The following is a 23448-nucleotide window of genomic DNA, read 5'->3' on the forward strand; positions in this document are numbered from 1 at the left end:
TACATTTTTCCACATATTTTTTTATTTTTCTACCCTAATTCTCGCGTCGACAGCAATAACATCTGTTTCTGTTGCCAATAACGGATTGATATCCATCTCTTTAATCTCAGTGGCAAAACGCAAGAGAGTAGACAAGCGAACTATAATCTCAGCAAATTTATCTTCGTTGACACCTTTCTGTCCACGTGTTCCTTTTATAATCTTATAAGCGCGGAGTGAATGAATCATTGAATAGGCTTCCGAATACGACAAAGGTGCAAGACCCGAAGAAACATCTTTCAAGACTTCAACAAATATGCCTCCCAAACCGCATAATACGACATGCCCGAATTTTTCCTCATATTTAGCTCCAATAAACAACTCTGTTCCTTTCAACATCGGCTGTACCATTATAGCCGTAGCTTCAGGAATCTTCATCATCCGGTCGAACTCCAAAGACAAATGCTCTTCTGTTTTAATATTAAGTACTACTCCACCTACGTCAGACTTATGCACAGGTCCCACTACTTTCGCAACCACAGGAAAACCACAACGGCGGGCAAATGCCAAAACTTCTTCTTTTTCCGCAGAAACAAACTCTGCAACCAAAGGTATTCCTGCCGCACTCAACAATTCCTGTACATAATTTGGAGCTATGTAACCGTTCTCCGGCACATCATCAATTATGTGACGAATACGGGGAACATCTACTCCGAACAATTCTATCTCTTTTACCGCAGGATTCGGAGCATTAATAATTCGTGAAAGGGCCGTACCTAAAGTTACTTCATCAGAAAAGTTCACATGACCTTTCTTTAAAAAAGCATCCACTTCCTTACCGGCAGTATGCACAGACGGAAGAATCGGGAATACAGGTTTCTTACAGGTAAGCATCTTTTTATGTAAAACCTCATAAGCATCATACATCTTCACCAATCCCGGAGTTCCGAAAATTACCAGAATAGCATCAATCGTATCAAACTTTTCTTCACAATAATCGATTGCAATGCCAAGATGCTCCGGAGTTCCTGTTGCCAAAATATCAATAGGGTTGCCTACTGCCGCACCCGGAAAGAGTTTGCTTTTCAATTCGTCGGCTACTTTACCTTCCAGTTTAGGAACATTCAAACCTCCTTTTGACAAAGCATCCGTTAACATAACTCCCGGTCCGCCGGCATGAGTTACAATAGCAAAATTCCGACCCTTCAAGCGAGGCAATGTAAAAATACCTCCGACGGTAGTCAATTCTTCCCTTGAGAAACAACGAACAATACCCGCTTTACGGAAAAGAGCCTCAACAGCAGAATCAGAGCTGGCGATAGCTCCAGTATGGGATGAAGCCGCCCGGCTTCCGCTTTCCGAACTTCCAGCTTTTATAGCAGCAATCCTGCAACCTTTTCTGATTAATGAGGCTGAATGGAATAAAAGTCTATCCGGGTCTCCGATACTTTCAATATAAAGCAACTTAATTTTTGAATCTTTTCCAGGATCAAAGTGTTCGTCCATATACTGCAACACATCTTCCACACCTATTTGCTTCGCATTACCGACAGACCACACGGAATTAAACTGCAAGCCTTTGGTTACAGCACTCTCAAGGATAAAAACTGCTGTTGCACCGGAACTGGAAATAAGGTCTACCCCTTGTGGATGAAGGTTAGGAATAGGTTGTGTAAACACACTGTGATGCCACGTATTCATTAACCCGATACAGTTAGGACCTATCAAAGATGCACCATATTTATTTACGGTTTCAAGAATACGGTCTTCCAATTCTGCCCCTTCATGTGTCTCCTCTCCAAATCCGGCAGAAAGAATAATAAAAGCCTTTACACCTTTATCTTTCGCCAAAATTTCAACGGCAGCAGGACAAGCAGGAGCCGGAATGGCAAGAATGGCCAAGTCCGTTTCTGGAATTAAAGAAACATCAGCATAAGAAAGAATGCCCTGCACTTCAGCTTCTTTAGGATTCACCGCACGAAGTTCTCCTTTATAACCACCGTTTATTACGTTTCGCAATATTGCTCCGCCCGGTTTCTGCACATTATTAGAAGCACCTACAACAACAATGCTATTCGGGTGCAGTAATTGATTTGTAATCATAGTTTGTATATTTTTCGGTTAAATATAGGAAACAAAGATAAACATCCCTTTGAACATTTCCTATTAAGATTAGAGATTTTTCCATCAACTCTTAATTTTCTTTCGCAAAACGGTTTTGCATAGCAAAATCTTTAGGAGTTATTCCAAATTGTTTCTGGAATATCTTACTAAAATATGCAGCAGACTGAATACCTATCATTTCACTGATTTCTCCTATGCTGTGTTCTCCTTCCTGAATTAATTCAGCCGCCCGTTTTAGCTTTATTGTTCTAATAAAATCAATGGAGCTCATTCCTGATAAAGCCTTTATCTTGCGGTGAAGATTAGAACGGCTCATACAAATAAGATCAGACATCTTTTCTACATTAAATTCCGGATCAGCCAAATTTGCCTCAATCAATTCTATACAATGGTTCAAAAATTGCTTATCTGCCTTACTCATCTCCAAGTTATTTATAGGAAAAAACGGCCTCCGAGCAAATGCTTCACGTTCTTTCTCCCGATTTCTTAATAATGTACTTATCTGAGTAAGCAAATAACGAAAAGAAAATGGCTTATCCAAATAAGCGTCCGCACCTTGTTCCAATCCCTTTATCTTACTTTCAAGATCATTTTTCGCTGTCAATAAAATAACCGGAATATGACTATAATCAAGAACCGATTTTACATGACGGCATAATTCCAATCCATCCATTACCGGCATCATCACATCACTAATAATCAAATCTATTCTTTTATTTTCCAGAACCAAAAGTCCTTCTTCGCCATTGATAGCCATTTCCACTGCATAATAAGGCAATAAACGTTCAGCTATAAAATTACGCATATCATCATTATCTTCCACAACCAAAAGAGTATATGAAGATTTTGCAAGAAGAATATTCTCATCATCTTTTTTATCTCCAACAGATTCTGGTTCTAATTTAATCACGCATTCTTGATTCAGCGGCAATGTAAGCACAAAAGAATTCAGTCCATTCACTTCCTCAAAATGAATTTCTCCATTATGTAACTCTGCTAACGATTTCACCAAAGGTAACCCTATGCCCGAACTATTTTCTTTATTACAATCAATACGGAAAAACGGTTCAAATATTTTATGACGCAAATGAACAGGAACTAGTTTCCCATCATTACTGATACGTAAGGTGAAAGTCGTGGCTTCGACCTGCAAATCTACCAATATTACAGATTCGGAATATTTCAACGCATTATTGAAAAGGTTACTAATTATCTTTATCAATCCATCCTTATCCACAGCTGCTACTACCGTAACATTAGGAAATGACAACTTAATATCTTTATGCTGTTGTGTAATCAGTGGTTCAAAACGTTCCTTTGTATCCAGCAACAACTTATTAACATCAATCATTGTGAAAATCATCAAAAACTTATTTGAATTCACTTTACGGAAATCCAATAATTGGTTTATTAACGTCAGTAATCGATTCGTGTTTTGTTTCATTACCTGCAAATTTCTACGGATACCAGAGTCTCTTACATCCATTTCACACAAAGCTTCTAACGGACCATTTATGAGGGTTAAAGGTGTACGTATCTCATGCGTTATCTGTGTAAAGAAGTCTACTTTGGCCCGATACAATTCTTTTTCTTTTGCTATTTCAAAAAGATTTTGTTTTTCTTTTGCTTTATGCTCTTGTTTACGCTTATAGTTGCGAAACCAACTATAAAAAACGCCAATAAGCACTACTATATACAATAAATATGCCCACCACGTTTTCCACCAAGGAGGCAAAATATCAATACTAATTGTCTGTTCATTTTCATTCCAAACACCATCATTATTACTTGCTTTTACGCAAAACACGTAATGTCCGGGAGGTAGTTTAGCATAAGATGCCGTATGTGTCTCATCAGTATATATCCACTCTTTATCAATTCCTTCCATCTTATAAGCATAACGATTAGCTTTAGGGGATGTGAAACTTAAGGCTACAAAATCAAAACTAATATTTGAACGATTGTAAGGTAAAACAATATTCTCCGTCATCGTTATACTCTTCTTCAAAGGAGAATCCGGTTCACCCACTTTCATTTCTCTATTAAAAATAGAAAGATTGGTGATAAAAACAGGTGGAACAAATGTGTTTCTTTTTATCTGGTACGGATTAAATGATATTAAGCCATTTATAGTCCCAAACCAAAAAGTTCCGTCATTACCTTTAACTGCCGATTTATATGAAAACTGATTATCGGGTAAACCATCTTGTTTTGTGAATACACGAATATCTCTATTTTCAGGATTTAAACGAATAAGCCCCTTGTTTGTACCAAACCAGATATAACCATCATTATCTTCTAATGCACGATAAGAAACATTATCGGGCAAACCATCTTTTACTGAGAATGTGATAAAATAATCTTTATCAACTGCATAATAACAAATTCCACCTCTATCTGTAGAAAACCATAAATTACCTTTAGCATCTTTGGATATTCCTGTTATTTCTTTTGTACTAATGCTGGTACTGTCATTAGTATCCGGCATATAATTCTTAATTTTATCCATCACAGGATCATAACAAAACACACCGTTACCCATCGTTGCTACCCAAATACGCCCTTTATCATCTTCTAAGATATCTTGCATAAAAGCATATCCAAATTGAGACATACGATGAAAAGTATCCCCATTATCCATAGAACGAAAAATACTCCAACCATCACCCAACCAGATGTTCCCATTACTATCCCGATAGAAAGCAAACGGACTCCCTTCATCTAAATGAAGCTGACTTGAAGAATAAGTCCGTACTTTTCCATCTTTATCAAAAACATCTATTCCTCCCTGGAAATAACCAATCCCAATTTCATCTTTATCCGCATAAAGACTCAAGACATTTTTACGTTCCTGTTTTAAATTGGGTTGTGAAAAAAGGCCCGTAGCAGGATCAAACTTATTAACTCCGCCATCTTGTGTACCAACCCAAATATTTCCTTTACCATCAACCCCTAATTCACTGATTCGTCGACCGTTTATAGATCCTTGTTTTCCTGTAGGCAAATATTTATTAAAATTAATACTGTGATTAGGTAAATAATTTGCGCCACCAAAATTAGTGCCAATCCAAATTCCTCCTTCTTTATCTTTATAAATCTTCTCTATTATATTATCTGATAATCCATCCAAAGCCAAGGTATTACCAGGGATATGTGTTTCTGTTTTATTTGATTCATTCAATATATAAACACCATTTTGTGTGCCAACCCAAATATCATTTCCAAAACGGGTAATACAGCGAATGATTTTATAATGAACATCTACTGCATCAAAAGGTCTTACTAAATGTATTTGTTTATCAAACTTGATCAATTGCCCATCATACGAACCTACAATCAATTCATCGTTATAATCACAAAGTGTAAATACGAACTCATTTTGCAAAGAAATATTTCCTAAAGAATCCGAGCACTGAACAAACTTATCTTTAGCCGGATTATATAAAAATATACCAGAGCCGTTTGTTCCGACCCAAACCTGATTCTTCTTATCTACAGTTAAGCAATGAGGATAGTCTTTACTTTTATTATTTGTTATGCGACTGAAGTAATGATGCAATCCTTTATCCTGTTTATCATAACGAAACAAGCCCAAATTAGGAGCCATAATCCATATATTACCATTTTTATCAGATATAATATCTTCTATCCATTGTTCAGCTATCAGCACACCATCGTCTGTTTGTACATCAAAAAAAGAAAAATTTTCTTTAGACGGATTATAAATATAAATACCATCATCTGTCCCTACCCATAAACAACTATCCGAATCTTCATAGAGAGCAGAAATAACTTGATTCCCTCTCTTTTGTTTCTTATCATAACAATCAAAAAGACGCATGGATATGCCATCGTAGCGATTCAGCCCATTTTGTGTGCCAAACCATAAAAAGCCACGGCTATCCTGTAAAATAGACTTTACATGACATTGCGATAGACCATTCTCACTATTAACATAAGTGAAATAGTAATCGGAAGCTTCTGAAGCAAAGCTGGAGACATACAAAATTATTAAGATAGCTAACAAAGCCAATCTATTTTTATCTTTCATATCATGCAGATAATCTTAATTTAGTGCTTAAAGATAAATCTTTTAAAATAAAAGAACAAACGAATGTTGCATGAAATAACACAAATGTTTCATCACACTTAAAAATCAACATATCAACTAATTCTTGCAAAATCTGTATCCCAATTCATAACTAGCTCTTCCCTACATTTGCACCATTGACAGATTAGAAAACCTTTGAATATTAACCAATAGTTTCATAATATGAGAAAACATTATTTTTTTAAAGCACCGAAATTAATGATTGTTGTTACAACCACTTTCGTAAGTCTTACAGTAACTGCACAAGAAAAAAAAGATTCTATAAGTACAAAAGAAGAAAGCGGACGAAACGTCATGCTCAATGCTTCAGATGCCAATAAACCTCGAGAGATTCAAATAGGACTACCCAGTGAAGACGTGAATGTATATGAGAATGGGTTACCTGCTGTTTATTCTTCAACAATTCACCAAGTATCTGCACATTGGAGAAGTGATTCTAGTCTTGAGCGTATAGGTCTACTCACTCCTTCCGAGTCAGCTATCACTACCGGAAACATCGCTTATGCAGTAAACTCTTTCACACAATTGGGCAGTGAAAGATTTAAAGGTGTATTAAATTACAAAGCCAATCATTTCGGTTTACAGCAATTCGACATGAATCTTTCCGGTGGAATAGGAAAAGGATGGCTTTATAGCGGAAGTATTTATCAAAACTTTGATCCCGGATCATTCAAAATTAAATTTACGGACTTCAATGACCGTACACAAATATATAAAGCCGGCATTACCAAAAAAATTGCAGACAAAGGTAAAATCAGTCTTCTTTATAAATATTCTTATGACCGCCGCATGGCATCTGTCACAACTGCAGCTCCTTTCATCTATGTAGGTGACGGTAGCGTGAAAGAGCTTCCCGACTTTAAACTAGGTACTAGTTCCTATGCACCAGAGGACGGACGTATGACTTATATGGATGTAATGGATGGAAAAATTAAGGAAGGCAGTATCAATGAGTTTGATCTGAACAAAGCAAATGAAGTTTCTTTTCTTAGCGATTATAGATTCAACAACAATATGCTTTTCAGCTTTAATATGAAATATATGGATGCGACAGCCAATTACACAGATTTTGGTGGAAGCACTATCTCACATATTGAGAATGGCATAAACCTGGATGACACATCCGACAAAAACTTATATTATAAAGACGCTGAACTTTATTCCGGTTTAAAGGAAGGTAGACGTACATGGTTTCATACCGGAAAAGTAAAGAATTTCCTTATCACATCCGAATTAAGTAAAGATAATGGCTTGCATAATTGGAAAGTCGGATTAAATGAATGGTACTATCGTATTAATTATCACTCAAGTTCTACACAGTGGAATGGAACCGTAACCGAATATCCTACTATTCTCTCTTTTAAAGATGAAAACGGTAATATGAATAAGTTCTATGGTTTTAATGAATTAAGCCCGGAATATACGAAAGGATATGAAAACAAACTTGCACTTTATTTTACAGATAATTGGCGTCCACTCCATAATCTGAATATCTACTATGGAGGAAGATTAGAATATTATCGCATGGATGCGGAACAGCTCCCTTATGACCGGTTTGCAAACTTTCATATTAATGCAGTCAATACCGCCGGACAAACAATCAGTTCACAGAAAGTAACCAAAGACAAATTGAACTATGCCGCTACGGCACAAATCACTTATAACATCAACGGAAATTTTGGTATTACTGCCGATGGAACTGTGGCAACACGTTACCCTCGCATTAATGAATATGCAGGAAAAGGTCCTTCCGAAGAAGAATACAGACAGGTTGTAATTCCATTGGTACGTGGAGGATTATTCTATAAAAACAACTGGATTAACGCCACTTCAATGGTTACTTACATTTCAAAATCCAATAATATCGACCAACAAAACATTACGCAACCTGGAACAACAGAGTCACAGACAAAGCTTCTAATATACAGTATCCAAACAATCGGATGGACAACATCTGCAAAAATAGATCCTTTTAAAGGTTTCCATTTACACGCATTGTTCACCTATCAAAAGCCTAAATACAACAATTATAAAGTAGACGTTACGTTCAAAGACGGACAAACTTTCAACTTAGATGCAAGCGGTAATATTGTGAAAGAAATACCACAAATACTTGTTGAATTAGACCCAAGTTATAATATAACTGAAAATTTGCGTATATGGTTAAGTTTTCGTTATTTCGGCAAAACTTATGCAAACCTGACTGACGCTTTGTATTTCAATGGTCATTGGGAAACATTCGCTGGCATAAACTGGAATGTAAACAAACATCTTAGTTTAAATGCAAGTGTTGTAAACTTTTTAAATCAAAAAGGAGCGTCTGGCACAATCAACGGTTCTGAACTGACTAGTAAAAAGGATGCCGCAAAGTTCAACAACCACCTAATGAGCGGCAATTATCTACGCCCATTCACCTTAGAACTGGGAGCATCAATTAAATTTTAGAAAACCATTTAAATAATAAAAGCCATGAAAAAGTTAACTGTATTATTATTAATTATGCTATGCGCCATGCAAGTAAAAGCCACAGAGCAGAAATTCATCCGTATATCAACAGACGCCACCGACCTAATTTTACAGGTTGCACCTAACGGACGACTCTATCAATCTTACTATGGAAGCAAACTAATGAATGAAGTTGATATAAAGAATCTTCCATACTATGTACATGCAGGAAGTGATGGTAGTGTTACTCCTCGTGGATGGGAAGTTTATGCCGGCAGTGGAGCTGAAGATTATTTTGAACCAGCTATTGCCATCACACACAACGATGGTAATCCGAGTACTATCCTACGATATGTTTCTTCCGAACGAAAAGAAATTACCGGAGGCACGGAAACAATCATTCTTCTTCGCGATGATAAATATCCCGTAGACGTTACACTTCACTATGCCACATATCCAAAAGAAAATATAATTAAAACATGGAGTGAAATCAAACATCAGGAAAAAAAGCCAGTAACATTATGGCGTTACGCTTCTACGATATTATATTTCAATAATGCAAATTATTTCCTTACGGAATTCAGTAGTGATTGGGCACGTGAAGCACAAATGAGTACTCAACAACTTCAATTCGGAAAGAAGATACTCGATACAAAATTAGGTAGCCGTGCTGCTATGCACGTTCAACCGTTTTTCCAACTTGGACTGGAACAACCGGCACAAGAACAACAGGGAAATGTACTGGTAGGAACGATTGGATGGACCGGTAACTTCCGTTTTACCTTTGAAATAGACAATGTAGGAAATCTACGGGTTATCCCGGCCATTAATCCTTATGCTTCCACTTATGAATTAAAACCGAATGAAGTATTCACAACTCCGGAGTTCATATTCACTTTAAGCAATCAAGGCACAGGCAAAGCCAGTCGTAACTTGCACACGTGGGCACGCAAGTATCAAATAAATAACGGACAAGGTGATCGCCTGACTTTACTTAATAACTGGGAAAACACTTATTTCGATTTTAATCAGGAATTACTAGGTAATCTAATGAAAGAAGCCAAGCATCTCGGTGTGGATATGTTTTTATTGGACGATGGATGGTTCGGGAATAAACACCCACGCAATGACGATCATGCCGGACTAGGCGACTGGGAGGCAATGCGTTCCAAACTACCCGGCGGTATACCTGCCCTAATTCAATTGTCAAAAGAAGCCGGAGTCAAATTCGGAATCTGGATTGAGCCGGAAATGGTAAATCCTAAAAGTGATTTATTTGAAGCCCATCCGGAATGGGCAATCCGGTTACCTAATCGTGAAACCTATTATTACCGTAATCAATTGGTTTTAGACATGAGTAATCCTAAAGTACAAGATTATGTATTCAACGTTGTAGATAAAATAATGACAGAGAACCCCGAAATGGCTTATTTTAAATGGGATTGCAACAGCCCTATTACCAACATCTATTCTCCATACTTAGAAAATAAACAAGGGCAGTTATATATAGACCATGTCCGTGGTGTTTACAACGTATTTAATCGTGTAAAGGCAAAATATCCTAATCTGCCGATTATGCTTTGTTCCGGTGGTGGTGCCCGTTGCGATTATGAAGCACTGAAATACTTCACAGAGTTCTGGTGCAGTGACAATACCGATCCTATAGAACGTATCTATATTCAATGGGGATTTTCACAAATATTCCCTTCAAAAGCAATGTGTGCCCACGTTACAAGCTGGAACAAAAATACCAGTGTTAAGTTTCGTACAGATATAGCCAGCATGTGCAAACTCGGATTCGATTTAGGATTAAAGGATCTAAATGCAGATGAACTTACTTATTGCCAAGATGCAGTGGCTAACTGGAAACGTCTGAAGAAAGTAATTCTTGACGGAGAACAATATCGTCTCGTTTCTCCTTATGATTGCAATCACATGAGTATCATGTATGTAGCACCGGACAAAAACAAATCTGTTCTATTCGCTTATGATATACATCCCCGCTTTCAAGAAAAGCTTCTACCGATAAAACTGCAAGGACTGAATCCTGAACAGATGTATAAAGTGGAAGAAATAAATTTAATGCCGGGAGTAGCGTCCACACTAGATGTCAACGGAAAAATATTTTCCGGTGATTATTTAATGAAAGTCGGGCTCAATGCATTCACAACAACTAATGCAAATAGCCGGGTCATTGAAATAACAGCACAATAAAACACATAAGATCAGATTTAAATTCACAAAGTTACCAATTGTTTTTAGGATGACTTAAAAGTTCCTCTCGTTCTTTTCGGAAGGAACTTTTGCTTTTTATACGAATACATTTTATATTTGTAGTCAAAGAAAGAATATAAATTATGCACCCATTAGAACAATTCAAATATTGCCCCAAGTGCGGTTCCTCACATTTCAATATTTATAATGAAAAGTCCAAGCATTGTGATGATTGTGGCTTTACTTACTATTTCAATCCGAGTGCAGCAACGGTAGCTTTTATTCTTAACAATAAGATGGAACTATTAGTCTGCCGCCGGGCAAAGAACCCTGCAAAAGGGACATTAGACCTGCCCGGTGGATTTATCGATATGTATGAAACAGGAGAAGAAGGAATAGCGCGAGAAGTAAAAGAGGAGACCGGAATAGAAGTAAATGAAAGTTTATACCTTTTTTCCATACCCAATTTATACGAATATTCCGGTTTTTTAGTTCATACATTAGATATGTTCTTCCTTTGTAAAGTAGAAAACGCGAATAAAATCAAAGCGCATGATGATGTAGCGGAGTGTTTCTTCATGCCTCTTGAGAAGTTAAAACCGGAAGATTTCGGGTTACAGTCTATACGACAAGGGTTAGAAAAGTTCTTAAATATAGTGCCAAAACTTTGACACGAACAGATACATTAAAACGATTACTATGAAAATAGTTACATTATTTTTCAGTACGTTGATATTAGTGCTCATTCTACTTATCATTCTTATCCGGTGGTATTTCCGGATTTGTAATGGAGAAAAAAAGTTGGGAAAGCAAGAACGTTTACTTAATGCTGCCAATCAAACAATAGCCGATCAACGACTTGAAATTATAGCTTTAAGAAAAGACATTATTTCACTACAACGCTCATTATACAATACGGACCCGATCGTATATAAAATACGGACTTTCAACGACAGACCGGAACAAGCCGCTTTATCAGAACAGGAATGGCATGCTTACCTAAGTCTGCTAGAGGACATCTTTCATTTTATTTCCCGTCTTAAACATGACTACCCTTCACTTACGGACAATGATATTCGTATTTGCGCTTTATTAAAAGAAGGTGTACAAAACAGGCACATAGCTTCTATCATGGCACTGACTCAGGAATCACTTAGCGCAACTATAGAGAATATCAAGCATGAAAAGATGAATTTGGAAGGACAGCAGAAAACATTGGAGGACATCATGAAAACATTTTAGAGCTAAGCCATTGTTCTCTATAATTTTAGATATTTCGCTCTTCTCAATCGAATCGTTTCACCATGGGCAACCTGTCGTTTACGCATGGGAAGCCTGTCGTTTGACCTAGGGTAAACGAAAGAATCAGCCGGACTGAACGATTCGACAGTCCGGCTGATTATATTCAAATATCCTAGTAGAAGGATTCTCTTTCCTTAATTAAAAAAGAAGAATTGCTTATTTCTTTTTAGCAGCAAAGCGTCCGCGTTTAGGAGTCGTTGCCGCCTTTTCCTCTTGCAATTTTATCAATTTAAAACAACCCTCCAGATTCAGGTCTCTTGGTTCTATATCTTTAGGAATTTTATAATTGGAACCTTTATAGGAAATATAAGGGCCATAGCGACCATTTAATATCTCCATTTCGGGATCTTCGGCAAAAGTACGAATCAACTTCTGTGCTTCTGCCTGACGCTTGCCCTTGATTAATTCGATGGCTTCCTCCAGCGTTACTTCCATCGGGTCTGTACCTTTAGGCAAAGAAATGAATTTATTATCATGGCGCACATAGGGACCGAAACGACCTGTACCGATTATCACCGTCTTATCTTCAAACTCTCCTAAAGTGCGAGGCAATTTAAATAAGTCCAACGCTTCCTCCAACGTAATCGTTTCAATAGACTGACCTTTCTTTAATTGTGCAAAGCTAGGTTTATCTGCATCATCCACCGTGCCCACTTGCACCACAGGACCAAAACGACCGATCTTAACAGAGACCGTTTTACCCGTAACCGGATCTGTACCAAGGATACGCTCACCGACTTTATGCTCTGTTTTTGTAGCCAACGTATTCTCTACCGACGGATGGAACTTCTTATAGAAAGCTTGCATCAAGTTCGTCCACTCAATATCGCCTTCTGCTACTTCATCAAACTGCTTTTCTACACTGGCGGTAAAGTTATAGTCTAGAATATTCGGGAAATATTCCGTCAGGAAATCATTTACAACCGTACCGACATCAGTAGGTATCAACTTGGATTTCTCCGCTCCTACTATTTCTGTCTTAGTTGATTCTACCACCTTATCCCCCATTAAAGTAAGGATATCGTATTTACGTTCCTCTCCTTCCTTATCCCCTTTCTCTACATATTCACGTTGTTGGATAGTAGATATCGTAGGAGCGTAGGTAGACGGACGTCCGATTCCCAATTCTTCCAATTTACGTACAAGACTTGCTTCCGTATAACGGGGAGGATGCTGTGTAAAGCGTTCTGTTGCTACAATGGCTTTTCTCTCCAATGACTGACCTTTAGATAAAGGAGGCAACAGACGGCTTTCATCTTCCTGTTCGTTGTCATCATCATAAGATTCTTTATAAACGCGCAAGAAACCATCGAACTTAATGACCTCTCCTGTTGCTACGAATTTATCGCTTTCTCCGCTGACGGTAATGGTAGCCGTAGTCTTTTCCAACTCAGCATCAGCCATCTGTGAAGCAATCGTACGTTTCCATATCAAGTCATAAAGACGACGTTCCTGTGCCGTACCTTCAACTTCCTGCTGATCCATATAAGTAGGACGAATCGCCTCATGAGCTTCTTGTGCTCCTTTTGTTTTAGTAGCAAAATGACGAGTAAACAAATACCTTTCACCCATTGTACCCATAATAGTCAGTTTACTAGCATCAATCGCCAGTTCTGAAAGATTAACGGAGTCGGTACGCATATAGGTAATCTTTCCCGATTCGTAGAGCTTCTGTGCCACAATCATCGTTTGAGCAACGGTAAAACCAAGTTTACGTGCTGCTTCCTGCTGCAAAGTGGAAGTGGTAAACGGAGCTGCCGGTGATTTCTTTAACGGACGGGTAGTTATATCTTCAATAGTGAACTTCGCATTCTTGCATCTTTCAAGAAAGTCCTGTGCTTCTTTCTTTGTCTTAAAACGATGGGAAAGCTCTGCTTTTACTTCTACCTGAGCACCATTCTCATTCGGAACCATAAAAACCGCTACAACTCTGAATGAAGCTTCGCTTTTGAATGCCTGAACTTCGCGTTCGCGTTCCACAATCAGACGAACAGCAACAGACTGCACACGTCCGGCAGACAAAGCCGGCTTTACTTTCTTCCAAAGTACAGGAGAAAGTTCAAAACCTACTATACGGTCAAGAATACGGCGTGCTTGCTGAGCGTTTACCAAATTAACATCAATATTACGCGGATGCTCTATTGCTCTTAAAATAGCAGGTTTAGTAATTTCATGGAATACAATTCTCCTTGTATTTTCCGGCTTTAATCCCAATACTTCATAAAGATGCCAGGATATAGCCTCTCCTTCACGGTCCTCATCAGACGCCAACCATACAACTTCTGCATTCTTAGCCTCTTCCTTTAATTCTGTGACCAATTTCTTTTTATCAGCTGGAATTTCATAATGTGGCTTGAAGTTATCATCAATATCAATACTAAACTCTTTCTTTTTCAGGTCACGGATGTGCCCGTAACTAGAAAGAACTTTGAAATCTTTCCCCAGGAACTTCTCTATTGTTTTGGCTTTTGCGGGAGATTCGACAATAACAAGGTTTTTCTGCATGATGTTTTGTTTATCAATTTCGCCCGCAAAAGTATGAAAAAACTTGTTTCCCTACCTTATAATATAAGAAAGAATCTACTTTTTTTTATCAAAATAGATTCTTTTCATTGATTTTCACTTAAAAACGATAGGATATACCGGCTATGAAATTAAACTTTTCTAGCGGATAACTCCAATAATAACTATACTGTTTATTCAATAAATTATCCAATTTCACATAGGCAGAAAGCCCCTTATAGATGTCATAAGTAGCACCCGCATAAAGATTATTAATCGAAGCGATTCGTTCATTAACAACTTTCTCACGTTGAAGATATTGATAACCTACGTTTACTGTTAAAGCTTTCAACGGATGAATATCCATCTTCAGGTTCAGCAAGAAAGCCGGCTTAAAGAAAAGAGCCTCATCGCTCATATTCCAATGGCGGTAAACACCTTCTGCCGAAATATTCAATAAATCTCTGTAGCCGTATGAGATATTGGCTCCACCATAAACATTACTACTATTCTCCTGTCCTATGGAAATAAAAGGTGAAGAAACCCCTCCAATAAGTACATCATTAAGTTGGTACAGATCATCTTTTAAATTTTGGTATCCTCCGAACAAATGAAACCAAACACCCGGATAAGGACTTGCCCTAAATCCCAATGAAGTATTGATTTGCTCGTAAGTATTATCAATCTTTTCACCTTTTAATAATTCTGCATACGGACAAAATTGCTCCAGCTTTCTAAAATCATTCACCTGTCGTCCTCCGGTAGCTTTTACATAAAGTACATAGCTATCGCTAAAGACATATTGTACAGTTATATCCGGAGATACTTGCACTGTTTGCCCTAAACCTAAAGATAAATCTGCATTTACTCCCAGATGTAACTTCCAATCCTCATTATCAAACTCATAATAAGGATTCAACTGTAAAGAGGTATAATTATCCTGATATCCTTCTGTATAAAAAAGATTATTCATCTGCAGGGCAATACCAACTTGTTGCTCTTCATTGATATTCCCCTTGATATTCGCCTTTGTATAGATTCTACTTTCATTGACCTTATCTGCCTCAGCTCCAATACCAGTCCAATTATGGACTCTTGAGAACAACAATAGATTTGTTTCCACATCAAAATTCACCGGAAGCATCTCATCGGTAGATTTTACGCCAAGATGAACATCACCGGAAGTAAAGCGCTGATGTGTCAAAGGTGCCAATGGTTGATAATTGAAGTTACTTAATCCCCACCGTCCGGCAATGTCCATGTCTACTCTATCAAACTGATGCAGATAATCAATTTTTGCCATTGAATGATAATAATGAAGCCTGTGCTTCCCATCTCCAAATTCTAATTTCCCTTTCATTCCATCGATACCCGCAGCAACTCCCAATTGATCCTTACTCGATAAACGGAATAAATAATTCAATTTCCCATCCATATTGCCATAGTTACCATATCCCAAACGGACAAAACCACGTTTTGCAACCTGCTGCTTCTCCGGATAAGTAAAAGGAGCCATTTCCTGATAAGTATCAAACGAAGACAAAGGCATAGATACGATAGAATATTCTATTTCCTTTTTCGCAACCGTCGGTTCTTCTACTTTCGGTAAAATATTAATCTTTGAAGCATCCAATATATCCGGATTATATTCCTGCTCTACCACCACAGTACGGTTTAGTGTACTATCATTATCAATCTTCTGTGCAAAAGAATTTATCGACAATAAAGATAAAAGAATGATACCTGCTTGTTTTTTATTTATCTTTTCCATTATAAGATCATTAATTTAGTTTTTTAAGACGAGCCTCAATCATACGTTCTATATCATCATCTGCATGATAGTTCTGCTGCAAGGAAAGCAAATATTGTTTTGCATCCAAATTTCGTCCCATTTTCATATATACATCTGATAAAAGAATAAAACTACGCGCCAACCAATAAGCATGAGGAGTACTACGGTCAATATAATCCAATATTTCTTTTTCCGATTTATCCATCTCACCTTGGTCATAATATAGTTGTGCCAATAAATATTTTGCTTCCGCACCATATAGATTGCGTGTGTCTTTAGCAAGCTCATTCAGATCCTTGACTGCTGTATTTGCTGCATTCTGTCCTAGATAGGCTTTAGCACGATAATAACGGGCCTCATTAATCAGTTCCGGAGATATTTTACTTTCGGATAACAGCTCTGTAGCAGCACTAATCACCTCCAACTCATCATTCAATATATAAGCGCTACGTAAAATGCCAATCTCTGCCAATTGTCGTCTCTCTGCCGTGGACGATTTTTCTTTCAGATGTTTATATACAATTAGAGCGCGTTCAAAATCTCTAGAGTTAAACAAAATCTCTGAAGCCAGCACCATTGCATCTTCTGAGAACTTATTATTTGGAAATTCCAGCACTTTCTCAAAATGCGTTAGCGCCTCTTGATAATTCTTCTGATTATAATCAGTTAAACCAATATAATAATGTGCATCCAAACTAAAAGCTCCTTCCGGAAATGTCTGTAAATAACGAGTAAAACTATTCTTTGCTTCTCTCACCTCACCTCTCATATATGCTTTTTCTGCTGCAATATAAGTAAGAGAATCACGTTCATTCCCATCAAAACTCACTCCTCCCGGAATAGAAAATACAAAATTCACATAATCATCTACTTTATTCAAATCAATATAAATAGACTTCAAATCACGTTGTGCCAAACGTGCTTCTTCACTACCCGGATAAGTTACTATAACATATTTATAAGCTTCTATCGCATTCTTATATTCATCGTTTTGATAATAAAGTAAACCGATTTCATTAGCTCCTTTACGCGCCACCGAACTCTCAGGGAACTTATTCAGCAACTCGCGAAATGAATCAATCGCACGACTATTATCCTCCATCATTACATATGCCCGACCTCTTTCATAAAGAGCATCGTCTTGATATTGTGATGTAGGATATTCGCCTATCAGCTTATTAAGTACATGAATCTTACCCAAATAATCTTTTTGCAATCCCAAGACAAAAGCCTCTTGATACAAAGAATAATCTCCCAAAGATGGATCTAATTGCGCTGCTTTAGAGTAATCCTGCTGCGCTTCGGCAAAACGACGGGCATAAAAATTACAGTCACCCATTCTATTATAAGTATCGGCTAATACTGCCTTGTTAGAGTTCTCTTTCGCAAGCTCCACATAGCGAGCAAACCAATTCTCCGCTTTCGCATACTCTTTTTGTTTAAATGCAATATATCCCAAAGTATAATGAGCCAATCCATACATCTCATTATTCTTTATATTTGTAAATTCCAAATACATACGAATATCACGAGCCGCATCTTCCAAATGATTTAAACGATAATATGCCTCTCCTCTCCAATAATATGTATCCGCTTTTGTTTGAAGACTATAACGAGAAAGTTCCAACGAACGATTAAAATAACCAATAGCCTCATCAAAATTTGCATTTGCAAAAGCCTGTGTCCCCAATTGGAATAGAATCTTTTGCTTTGCCTCTAAAATACGTGTATCCGGATGAGCTATTTTGGCTATTGATTTAAGAGCAGCATCGTAACTTCTGGTATTCATATACACCTCTACTAAATAATCACTAACCTTTCCTGCATACTGTGAATTCGGATATTCATTTAAGAAGCGTTCAAAAACCGTAACAGATTCATCAAAAGGAGAATATGATGTTTCATGGATACAAAGCGCATAATCGTACAAAGCCTCTTCCTTTACTTTCAGACTAAAATCCATCGAAGCAGCTTGTTCAAAAGCCATACGAGCTTTATTCTTATCCTGCAACTGTAAATAAGACAACCCCATATGCAAATAAGCATTCTGAGATAATGCATCTCTTTCTGTCGTCACAGCCCCAAACATTTCTGCAGCATGAGAAAACACTCTTGTTTGATAATAAGACATTCCTAACAAATAAAGGGCTTCTCTATTAGGCCTGCTAACTGCATTCACATACGAGAACAAAGCCTCTGAAGCCTGAACATACTTATTCAGGTAATATTGAGACATACCTAAAATACGTTTCATCTCTACAGCATGACTATTATGAGGATAAGCAGACAGATAATTTTCAGACACAATCTCAGACTTATCATAGTTTTTCTTCACCAAATAAATCTCTGCTATATAGTATGGAACAAGTTCCCTATATTTATCATCACTCTGTAAACTCAAAAATATCGGTAATGCTTTATCATAGCGTTTCTGTACGTAATCAATATAAGCTAAATAATATTGTGCATCCTTACGATATACGACACTACTTTCTTCTAATGTTCTAAACCAAACTGCAGCTTGTTGCAATTGCCCTACCTCCATATAAGACATAGCTAAACGATATGTACAAGCATCTCTTTCCTCATTCCCTAACAAATAAAGCTCACAGGAATTAAAAACGGCAATAGACTCATCATATTTTCCATCAAAGAAATAGGCTGAAGCAATCAATGAATAAATTCTATTAGCATAAGGAGAATCCGGGTATTTATCCAAATAACTTCTTAATACCTCAATACAATTCTTCGAACTCAATTCATAGTCAGTACAAGCAAGCATATATTCTGCTTTCTGTCGATATACATCAGCCAAATCTGAATCAAGAAGTTCTTTAAAAATTTGTCGTGCCCCAATATAATCTTTATGAAGAAAAAGCTGTTCTCCCTCAAGATATAAATTAATAGGGGAAATAAATGATGAAGCCCGTTGAGCTTCTATCCATGAGGAATATCCACACAAAAAACTAATAAACAAAGCTATTATTATTTTTTTCATAATAAAATTTATCAATACATTAGGAAGATAACTTTCGCAAAAGTACAATCTTTAAATGGAGTATTATATACCGAACTTGGTAAAAAAGCTAAAAAAAAAGAGCCTATTATATCTATTTATTTTGCATATTTGCAAAATAAATAGATATAGTCTCTAAATAAGATTCGACTTTATAATCTAATAAAAATGTGATTTCATTTTTAAGTTCCGAGATAAATATTATTCGAAATTATTGCTCCTTAAATCAATAGAGCAGAACGATATTAAACTTATTAAAGAACAAGTAAAAAGAATTTCTAAAGATTACTAAATTAAAAACAATACAACAATGGCCATTCAATTAGGATTAACACGAAACGAGAACGAAGAAGATCATATATTAATACATCTTGAGACAGAAGACTTATTAAGACTAGAGAGGATATTCAAAGGTATGTCACATTGCTTGGTTGAATATACAATACCTGAAATACTCTCCTTAGATAAATCTCAAAAATTTGATCTGAAGCTACAAAATAACAATGAGAACATCGGCTTAAAACAGACAAGAACTGATTATTTCGAATGGAAACAAAGAAGCGAAACTTGGTACATATTCAGAGGAATAATTACAGAAATGTATCGAAACTCACGACATGAAATGTTTTTTGAACTAACTAAAGATATTAGAAACCAAGATAATATCAAGATATTTATTTATTGGGAAAAATAAAATCTTCTCTCCCTAAAATACAGGGAGAGAAATCCATATATTATCCACGAACATAATGTGGCATTTCAGTAGGAATTTCCATTGAAATTTCCACTAATCCGGCTATGACTCCATCTTTAAACCATGCCGTTTGATAGATCATTTTCTTTATCCCTTGTTTATCAATTGTATAAACATTTGTTCCACCTGTTAAGAGTAATTCGTCTATTGTTTTTAAGGCACGCTCTGTTTTATGGCAATCTTTTAAATTACTACCAATCAAATCACCGTACTTTGCAAAAGTTTTTTTAGCTTTCTCATTCATATAAAAAATCACCCCATCCGTATTACATACAGTAACAGCGCAATTCATTTCATCTGCCCATCGTATTGCATTTTCCATACCTTTCCTTTTTTATACCTTATCTTTGTAATCCCCATTAACTTTGATAAGTTCTATTAATTTATCTACAGCCTCTTCTTCCGGAATATTCTTTTCTATGCATTCTTTTTTCTTATATAAACTGATTTTTCCACGTCCTGCACCAACATAGCCATAATCGGCATCTGCCATTTCGCCAGGACCATTAACAATACAGCCCATAATACCAATTTTTAATCCTTTAAGATGAGAAGTTGCGTTTTTTACACGTGCTATTGTCTTCTGAAGATCAAATAAAGTACGCCCACATCCAGGACATGAGATATATTCTGTCTTGCTTGTACGAATTCTTCCGGCTTGAAGAATTCCAAATGCTGTTGCATCTACTATAGAATGTGATATTTGCCCCTGATTATATAAAAAAACACCATCACATAAGCCATCGAATATAAGAGCTCCCATATCTATCGCAGATTTAATTTGAAAATTGTCTTGTTCATCTTCCTGATAATGTTGAAAGAAAACAACCGGATTAGTTATTCCTTCGGATATCAACTGATGAACTAAGGCACGATGTTCACCGACACGATTTATATGATTACTTTGTGATACAATAACTAACTCCGGATATGCTTTAATACATGCAATCACTTCTTCCGTTAAAGTCATATAAGACACAAAAAGAAATTTCAAATCCGTATGACAAGTACCTAAAAACATTAATTGCTGATAATTGAAGGTAGGATAAGTTCCATCTTCACCTTGCCATGAATCGGCATCTAAAATATAAGATACACCCGGTTGACGAATTTCCGGCAACTCTTTTCCAACATAAATATAATCCGGTTTAAATTGCAAGTCAATCTCCTGACTTTTATCAAGACGTTCTGATATAACGACAGGAAGATTATTACCCCCTATATTTCTTACAGCATGTGTTTTACGCTGGGAAGGTGTTAGATAGTTAAAACCTTGCCCCATCGTGCCGGGAATATACGGATGCTTTTCCAGACAAGTAACATAATCAACGATTTTCTTGGCAACAGGAATCTCCAATTCAGGTTCTTCACTTAGAGATACCCGAATTGTATCACCTAATCCGTCAACAAGAAGAGCTCCGATACCTAATGCAGATTTTATCCTACCGTCTTCACCGTCACCGGCTTCCGTTACTCCCAGATGTAAAGGAAAACTCATTCCTTCCTGTTCCATTACAAACACAAGTAAACGAACGGTCTTCACCATCACCACTGTATTCGAAGCCTTAATAGAAATTACCACATCCGTAAAACATTGTTCTACACAGATACGAAGAAATTCCATGCAAGATTCTACCATACCCTCAGGGGTATCGCCATAGCGGGACATAATGCGATCTGACAGTGAACCATGATTTACGCCAATACGAATGGCAGTATGATTCTCTTTACAAATATTTAAAAATGGAATAAAACGCTCGCGAATCTTCTGAAGTTCTTGCGAATATTCTTCATCTGTATACTCCATTTTCTTAAAAGTACGTGCCGGATCTACATAATTACCCGGATTAATCCGAACTTTTTCAGCATATAAAGCAGCGACTTCAGCAACTTTCGGATTGAAATGAACATCAGCAACTAGAGGTACCATATAATTCTGAGAACGCAAACCTATATTTATATTTTTCAGATTTTCCGCCTCTTTTATTCCCTGTGTCGTTAAACGCACATATTCACCACCGGCATCTACTATGCGCTTTGCCTGGGCAACAGATGCTTCCGTATCTTGCGTTGAAGTATTTGTCATTGACTGTATACGGATAGGATTATCGCCTCCTAAAGGTACTGCACCTATATTTACGACAGAAGTTTGACGGCGAGAATAATTAAAGTAATCCATTTCTAATATATTAAAATCAAAGTGGAGAACGGACTATAATGAAGTCGTAACAAAAACGGCTTCCCTATCCAGTTCTCCACTTTCAATCAATTAATTTGTTTTAAATTCGAACTTAACGTCTTTCAGTTCTTCGTTTGCTTTCACGATTTTCTTTTTCAAACCTTCTTTATAAGCAGAGAATTTATTCTCCAGTTCTTTATCACCCAACGAAAGCATCTGTACAGCAAGAATCGCAGCATTAAGAGCACCATTAATTCCCACTGTAGCAACAGGAATACCCGGAGGCATCTGTACGATGGCCAATAAGGCATCCATACCTTCAAGTGATGATTTTATAGGTACCCCGATAACCGGCAAAGTTGTAGAAGCAGCAATTACCCCCGGTAGGTGTGCGGCCATTCCGGCAGCAGCAATAATAACTTTAATGCCTCTACTTTTAGCATTCTTTGCAAATTCCTCTACAGCTTCCGGAGTACGATGCGCTGAGAGTGCATTCATTTCGAACGGCACATGTAAATCATTCAAAAGGTTAGCAGCTTTTTCCATAACAGGAAGATCCGATGTGCTACCCATAATTATACTTACAACTGGATTCATTCTCTCTTTAATTAGTTATATTCAATTTTCAATCAAGCATTAATAACTTTCTTGTAGGCCTCAACATCCAGTAAGTTATCCAACTCACTTACATCAGACGGCTTAATTTTAATAATCCATCCTTCACCATAAGGATCTTTATTAACTAAATCCGGATTCTCTTCCAGAGCTTCATTAAGTTCTAGGACTTCCCCGGCAACCGGCAAGAACAAATCTGAAATCGTTTTAACAACTTCAATTGTTCCAAAGACTTCATTAGCATCCAATGTCTCACCTACGGTTGTAACATCAACAAATACAATGTCTCCCAATTGTTCTTGCGCATAATCAGTAATACCGATATAAGCTACATCACCTTCAAGGCGAATCCATTCATGTTCGTTCGTGTACTTCAAATTTTCTGGAAACTTCATAATAATAAGTTTTAATGGTT

General features: G+C 37.0%; 14 protein-coding genes. 5 read left to right on the forward strand and 9 right to left on the reverse strand.

What is annotated here, in order from left to right; translation table 11 throughout:
* Window positions 1-21: 21 nt before the first annotated feature.
* Both DXB63_RS09900 and DXB63_RS09905 read right to left on the reverse strand, forming a co-directional pair.
* A complete protein-coding gene (locus DXB63_RS09900; protein WP_122126255.1) occupies window positions 22-2082 on the reverse strand; it encodes an acetate--CoA ligase family protein in 2061 nt (686 codons plus the stop codon).
* 91 nt (window positions 2083-2173) lie between these two features.
* Window positions 2174-6154: a hybrid sensor histidine kinase/response regulator transcription factor gene (locus DXB63_RS09905; protein WP_122126256.1), complete on the reverse strand. Its 3981-nt coding sequence runs from the start codon at window positions 6152-6154 to the stop codon at window positions 2174-2176.
* 222 nt (window positions 6155-6376) lie between these two features.
* Between DXB63_RS09905 and DXB63_RS09910 the strand changes: the two genes are divergently transcribed.
* The 4 genes from DXB63_RS09910 (at window position 6377) to DXB63_RS09925 (ending at window position 12115) form a co-directional block, all read left to right on the forward strand.
* Window positions 6377-8659 carry a TonB-dependent receptor gene (locus DXB63_RS09910; RefSeq protein ID WP_369869599.1) on the forward strand — a complete coding sequence of 761 codons (2283 nt, stop codon included), beginning with the start codon at window positions 6377-6379 and terminating at the stop codon, window positions 8657-8659.
* Between the two features lie 24 nt (window positions 8660-8683).
* On the forward strand, window positions 8684-10873 hold the full coding sequence (locus tag DXB63_RS09915) for an alpha-galactosidase (RefSeq protein WP_122126257.1): 2190 nt from the start codon (window positions 8684-8686) through the stop codon (window positions 10871-10873).
* Between the two features lie 143 nt (window positions 10874-11016).
* On the forward strand, window positions 11017-11544 hold the full coding sequence (locus DXB63_RS09920) for an NUDIX domain-containing protein (RefSeq protein ID WP_122126258.1): 528 nt from the start codon (window positions 11017-11019) through the stop codon (window positions 11542-11544).
* Window positions 11545-11572: 28 nt separating this feature from the next.
* A complete protein-coding gene (locus DXB63_RS09925; RefSeq protein ID WP_122126259.1) occupies window positions 11573-12115 on the forward strand; it encodes a hypothetical protein in 543 nt (180 codons plus the stop codon).
* 216 nt (window positions 12116-12331) lie between these two features.
* On the opposite strand, the gene topA is transcribed toward DXB63_RS09925, so the two are convergent.
* The 3 genes from topA to DXB63_RS09940 all read right to left on the reverse strand — a co-directional run bounded on the left by topA (window position 12332) and on the right by DXB63_RS09940 (window position 19467).
* Entirely contained in the window at window positions 12332-14680 is a 2349-nt protein-coding gene (gene topA / locus DXB63_RS09930) for a type I DNA topoisomerase (protein WP_122126260.1), read from the reverse strand.
* 118 nt (window positions 14681-14798) lie between these two features.
* Complete coding sequence (locus DXB63_RS09935) at window positions 14799-16448, reverse strand: TonB-dependent receptor (protein WP_122126261.1); 1650 nt, start codon at window positions 16446-16448, stop codon at window positions 14799-14801.
* Between the two features lie 10 nt (window positions 16449-16458).
* Window positions 16459-19467, reverse strand: coding sequence for a tetratricopeptide repeat protein (locus DXB63_RS09940; RefSeq protein WP_122126262.1), 3009 nt, complete (start codon window positions 19465-19467; stop codon window positions 16459-16461).
* 328 nt (window positions 19468-19795) lie between these two features.
* On the opposite strand from DXB63_RS09940, the gene DXB63_RS09945 reads away from it, so the two are divergent.
* Entirely contained in the window at window positions 19796-20179 is a 384-nt protein-coding gene (locus tag DXB63_RS09945) for a hypothetical protein (protein WP_122126263.1), read from the forward strand.
* A gap of 40 nt (window positions 20180-20219) precedes the next feature.
* Here the strand turns inward: DXB63_RS09945 and DXB63_RS09950 are convergent, their stop codons facing one another.
* The 4 genes from DXB63_RS09950 to gcvH form a co-directional block, all read right to left on the reverse strand.
* Window positions 20220-20561, reverse strand: a complete 342-nt coding sequence (locus DXB63_RS09950) for a PAS sensor protein (protein ID WP_122126264.1) — start codon at window positions 20559-20561, stop codon at window positions 20220-20222.
* Between the two features lie 12 nt (window positions 20562-20573).
* Window positions 20574-22418: a 4-hydroxy-3-methylbut-2-en-1-yl diphosphate synthase gene (locus DXB63_RS09955; RefSeq protein WP_122126265.1), complete on the reverse strand. Its 1845-nt coding sequence runs from the start codon at window positions 22416-22418 to the stop codon at window positions 20574-20576.
* Window positions 22419-22508: 90 nt separating this feature from the next.
* On the reverse strand, window positions 22509-23015 hold the full coding sequence (purE, locus tag DXB63_RS09960; RefSeq protein WP_122126266.1) for a 5-(carboxyamino)imidazole ribonucleotide mutase: 507 nt from the start codon (window positions 23013-23015) through the stop codon (window positions 22509-22511).
* A gap of 32 nt (window positions 23016-23047) precedes the next feature.
* Window positions 23048-23428 carry a glycine cleavage system protein GcvH gene (gcvH, locus tag DXB63_RS09965; protein WP_122126267.1) on the reverse strand — a complete coding sequence of 127 codons (381 nt, stop codon included), beginning with the start codon at window positions 23426-23428 and terminating at the stop codon, window positions 23048-23050.
* Window positions 23429-23448 lie beyond the last annotated feature (20 nt).

This window comes from Bacteroides sp. OM05-12 (genome assembly GCF_003438995.1).
In the GTDB taxonomy this organism is placed as follows: Bacteria; Bacteroidota; Bacteroidia; order Bacteroidales; family Bacteroidaceae; genus Bacteroides.

Coding starts and splice junctions, on each gene's coding strand:
- DXB63_RS09900 (WP_122126255.1), bottom strand. CDS start 2,082: ATGATTACAAATCAATTACTGCACCCGAATAGCATTGTTGTTGTAGGT.
- DXB63_RS09905 (WP_122126256.1), bottom strand. CDS start 6,154: ATGAAAGATAAAAATAGATTGGCTTTGTTAGCTATCTTAATAATTTTG.
- DXB63_RS09910 (WP_369869599.1), top strand. CDS start 6,377: ATGAGAAAACATTATTTTTTTAAAGCACCGAAATTAATGATTGTTGTT.
- DXB63_RS09915 (WP_122126257.1), top strand. CDS start 8,684: ATGAAAAAGTTAACTGTATTATTATTAATTATGCTATGCGCCATGCAA.
- DXB63_RS09920 (WP_122126258.1), top strand. CDS start 11,017: ATGCACCCATTAGAACAATTCAAATATTGCCCCAAGTGCGGTTCCTCA.
- DXB63_RS09925 (WP_122126259.1), top strand. CDS start 11,573: ATGAAAATAGTTACATTATTTTTCAGTACGTTGATATTAGTGCTCATT.
- topA (WP_122126260.1), bottom strand. CDS start 14,680: ATGCAGAAAAACCTTGTTATTGTCGAATCTCCCGCAAAAGCCAAAACA.
- DXB63_RS09935 (WP_122126261.1), bottom strand. CDS start 16,448: ATGGAAAAGATAAATAAAAAACAAGCAGGTATCATTCTTTTATCTTTA.
- DXB63_RS09940 (WP_122126262.1), bottom strand. CDS start 19,467: ATGAAAAAAATAATAATAGCTTTGTTTATTAGTTTTTTGTGTGGATAT.
- DXB63_RS09945 (WP_122126263.1), top strand. CDS start 19,796: ATGGCCATTCAATTAGGATTAACACGAAACGAGAACGAAGAAGATCAT.
- DXB63_RS09950 (WP_122126264.1), bottom strand. CDS start 20,561: ATGGAAAATGCAATACGATGGGCAGATGAAATGAATTGCGCTGTTACT.
- DXB63_RS09955 (WP_122126265.1), bottom strand. CDS start 22,418: ATGGATTACTTTAATTATTCTCGCCGTCAAACTTCTGTCGTAAATATA.
- purE (WP_122126266.1), bottom strand. CDS start 23,015: ATGAATCCAGTTGTAAGTATAATTATGGGTAGCACATCGGATCTTCCT.
- gcvH (WP_122126267.1), bottom strand. CDS start 23,428: ATGAAGTTTCCAGAAAATTTGAAGTACACGAACGAACATGAATGGATT.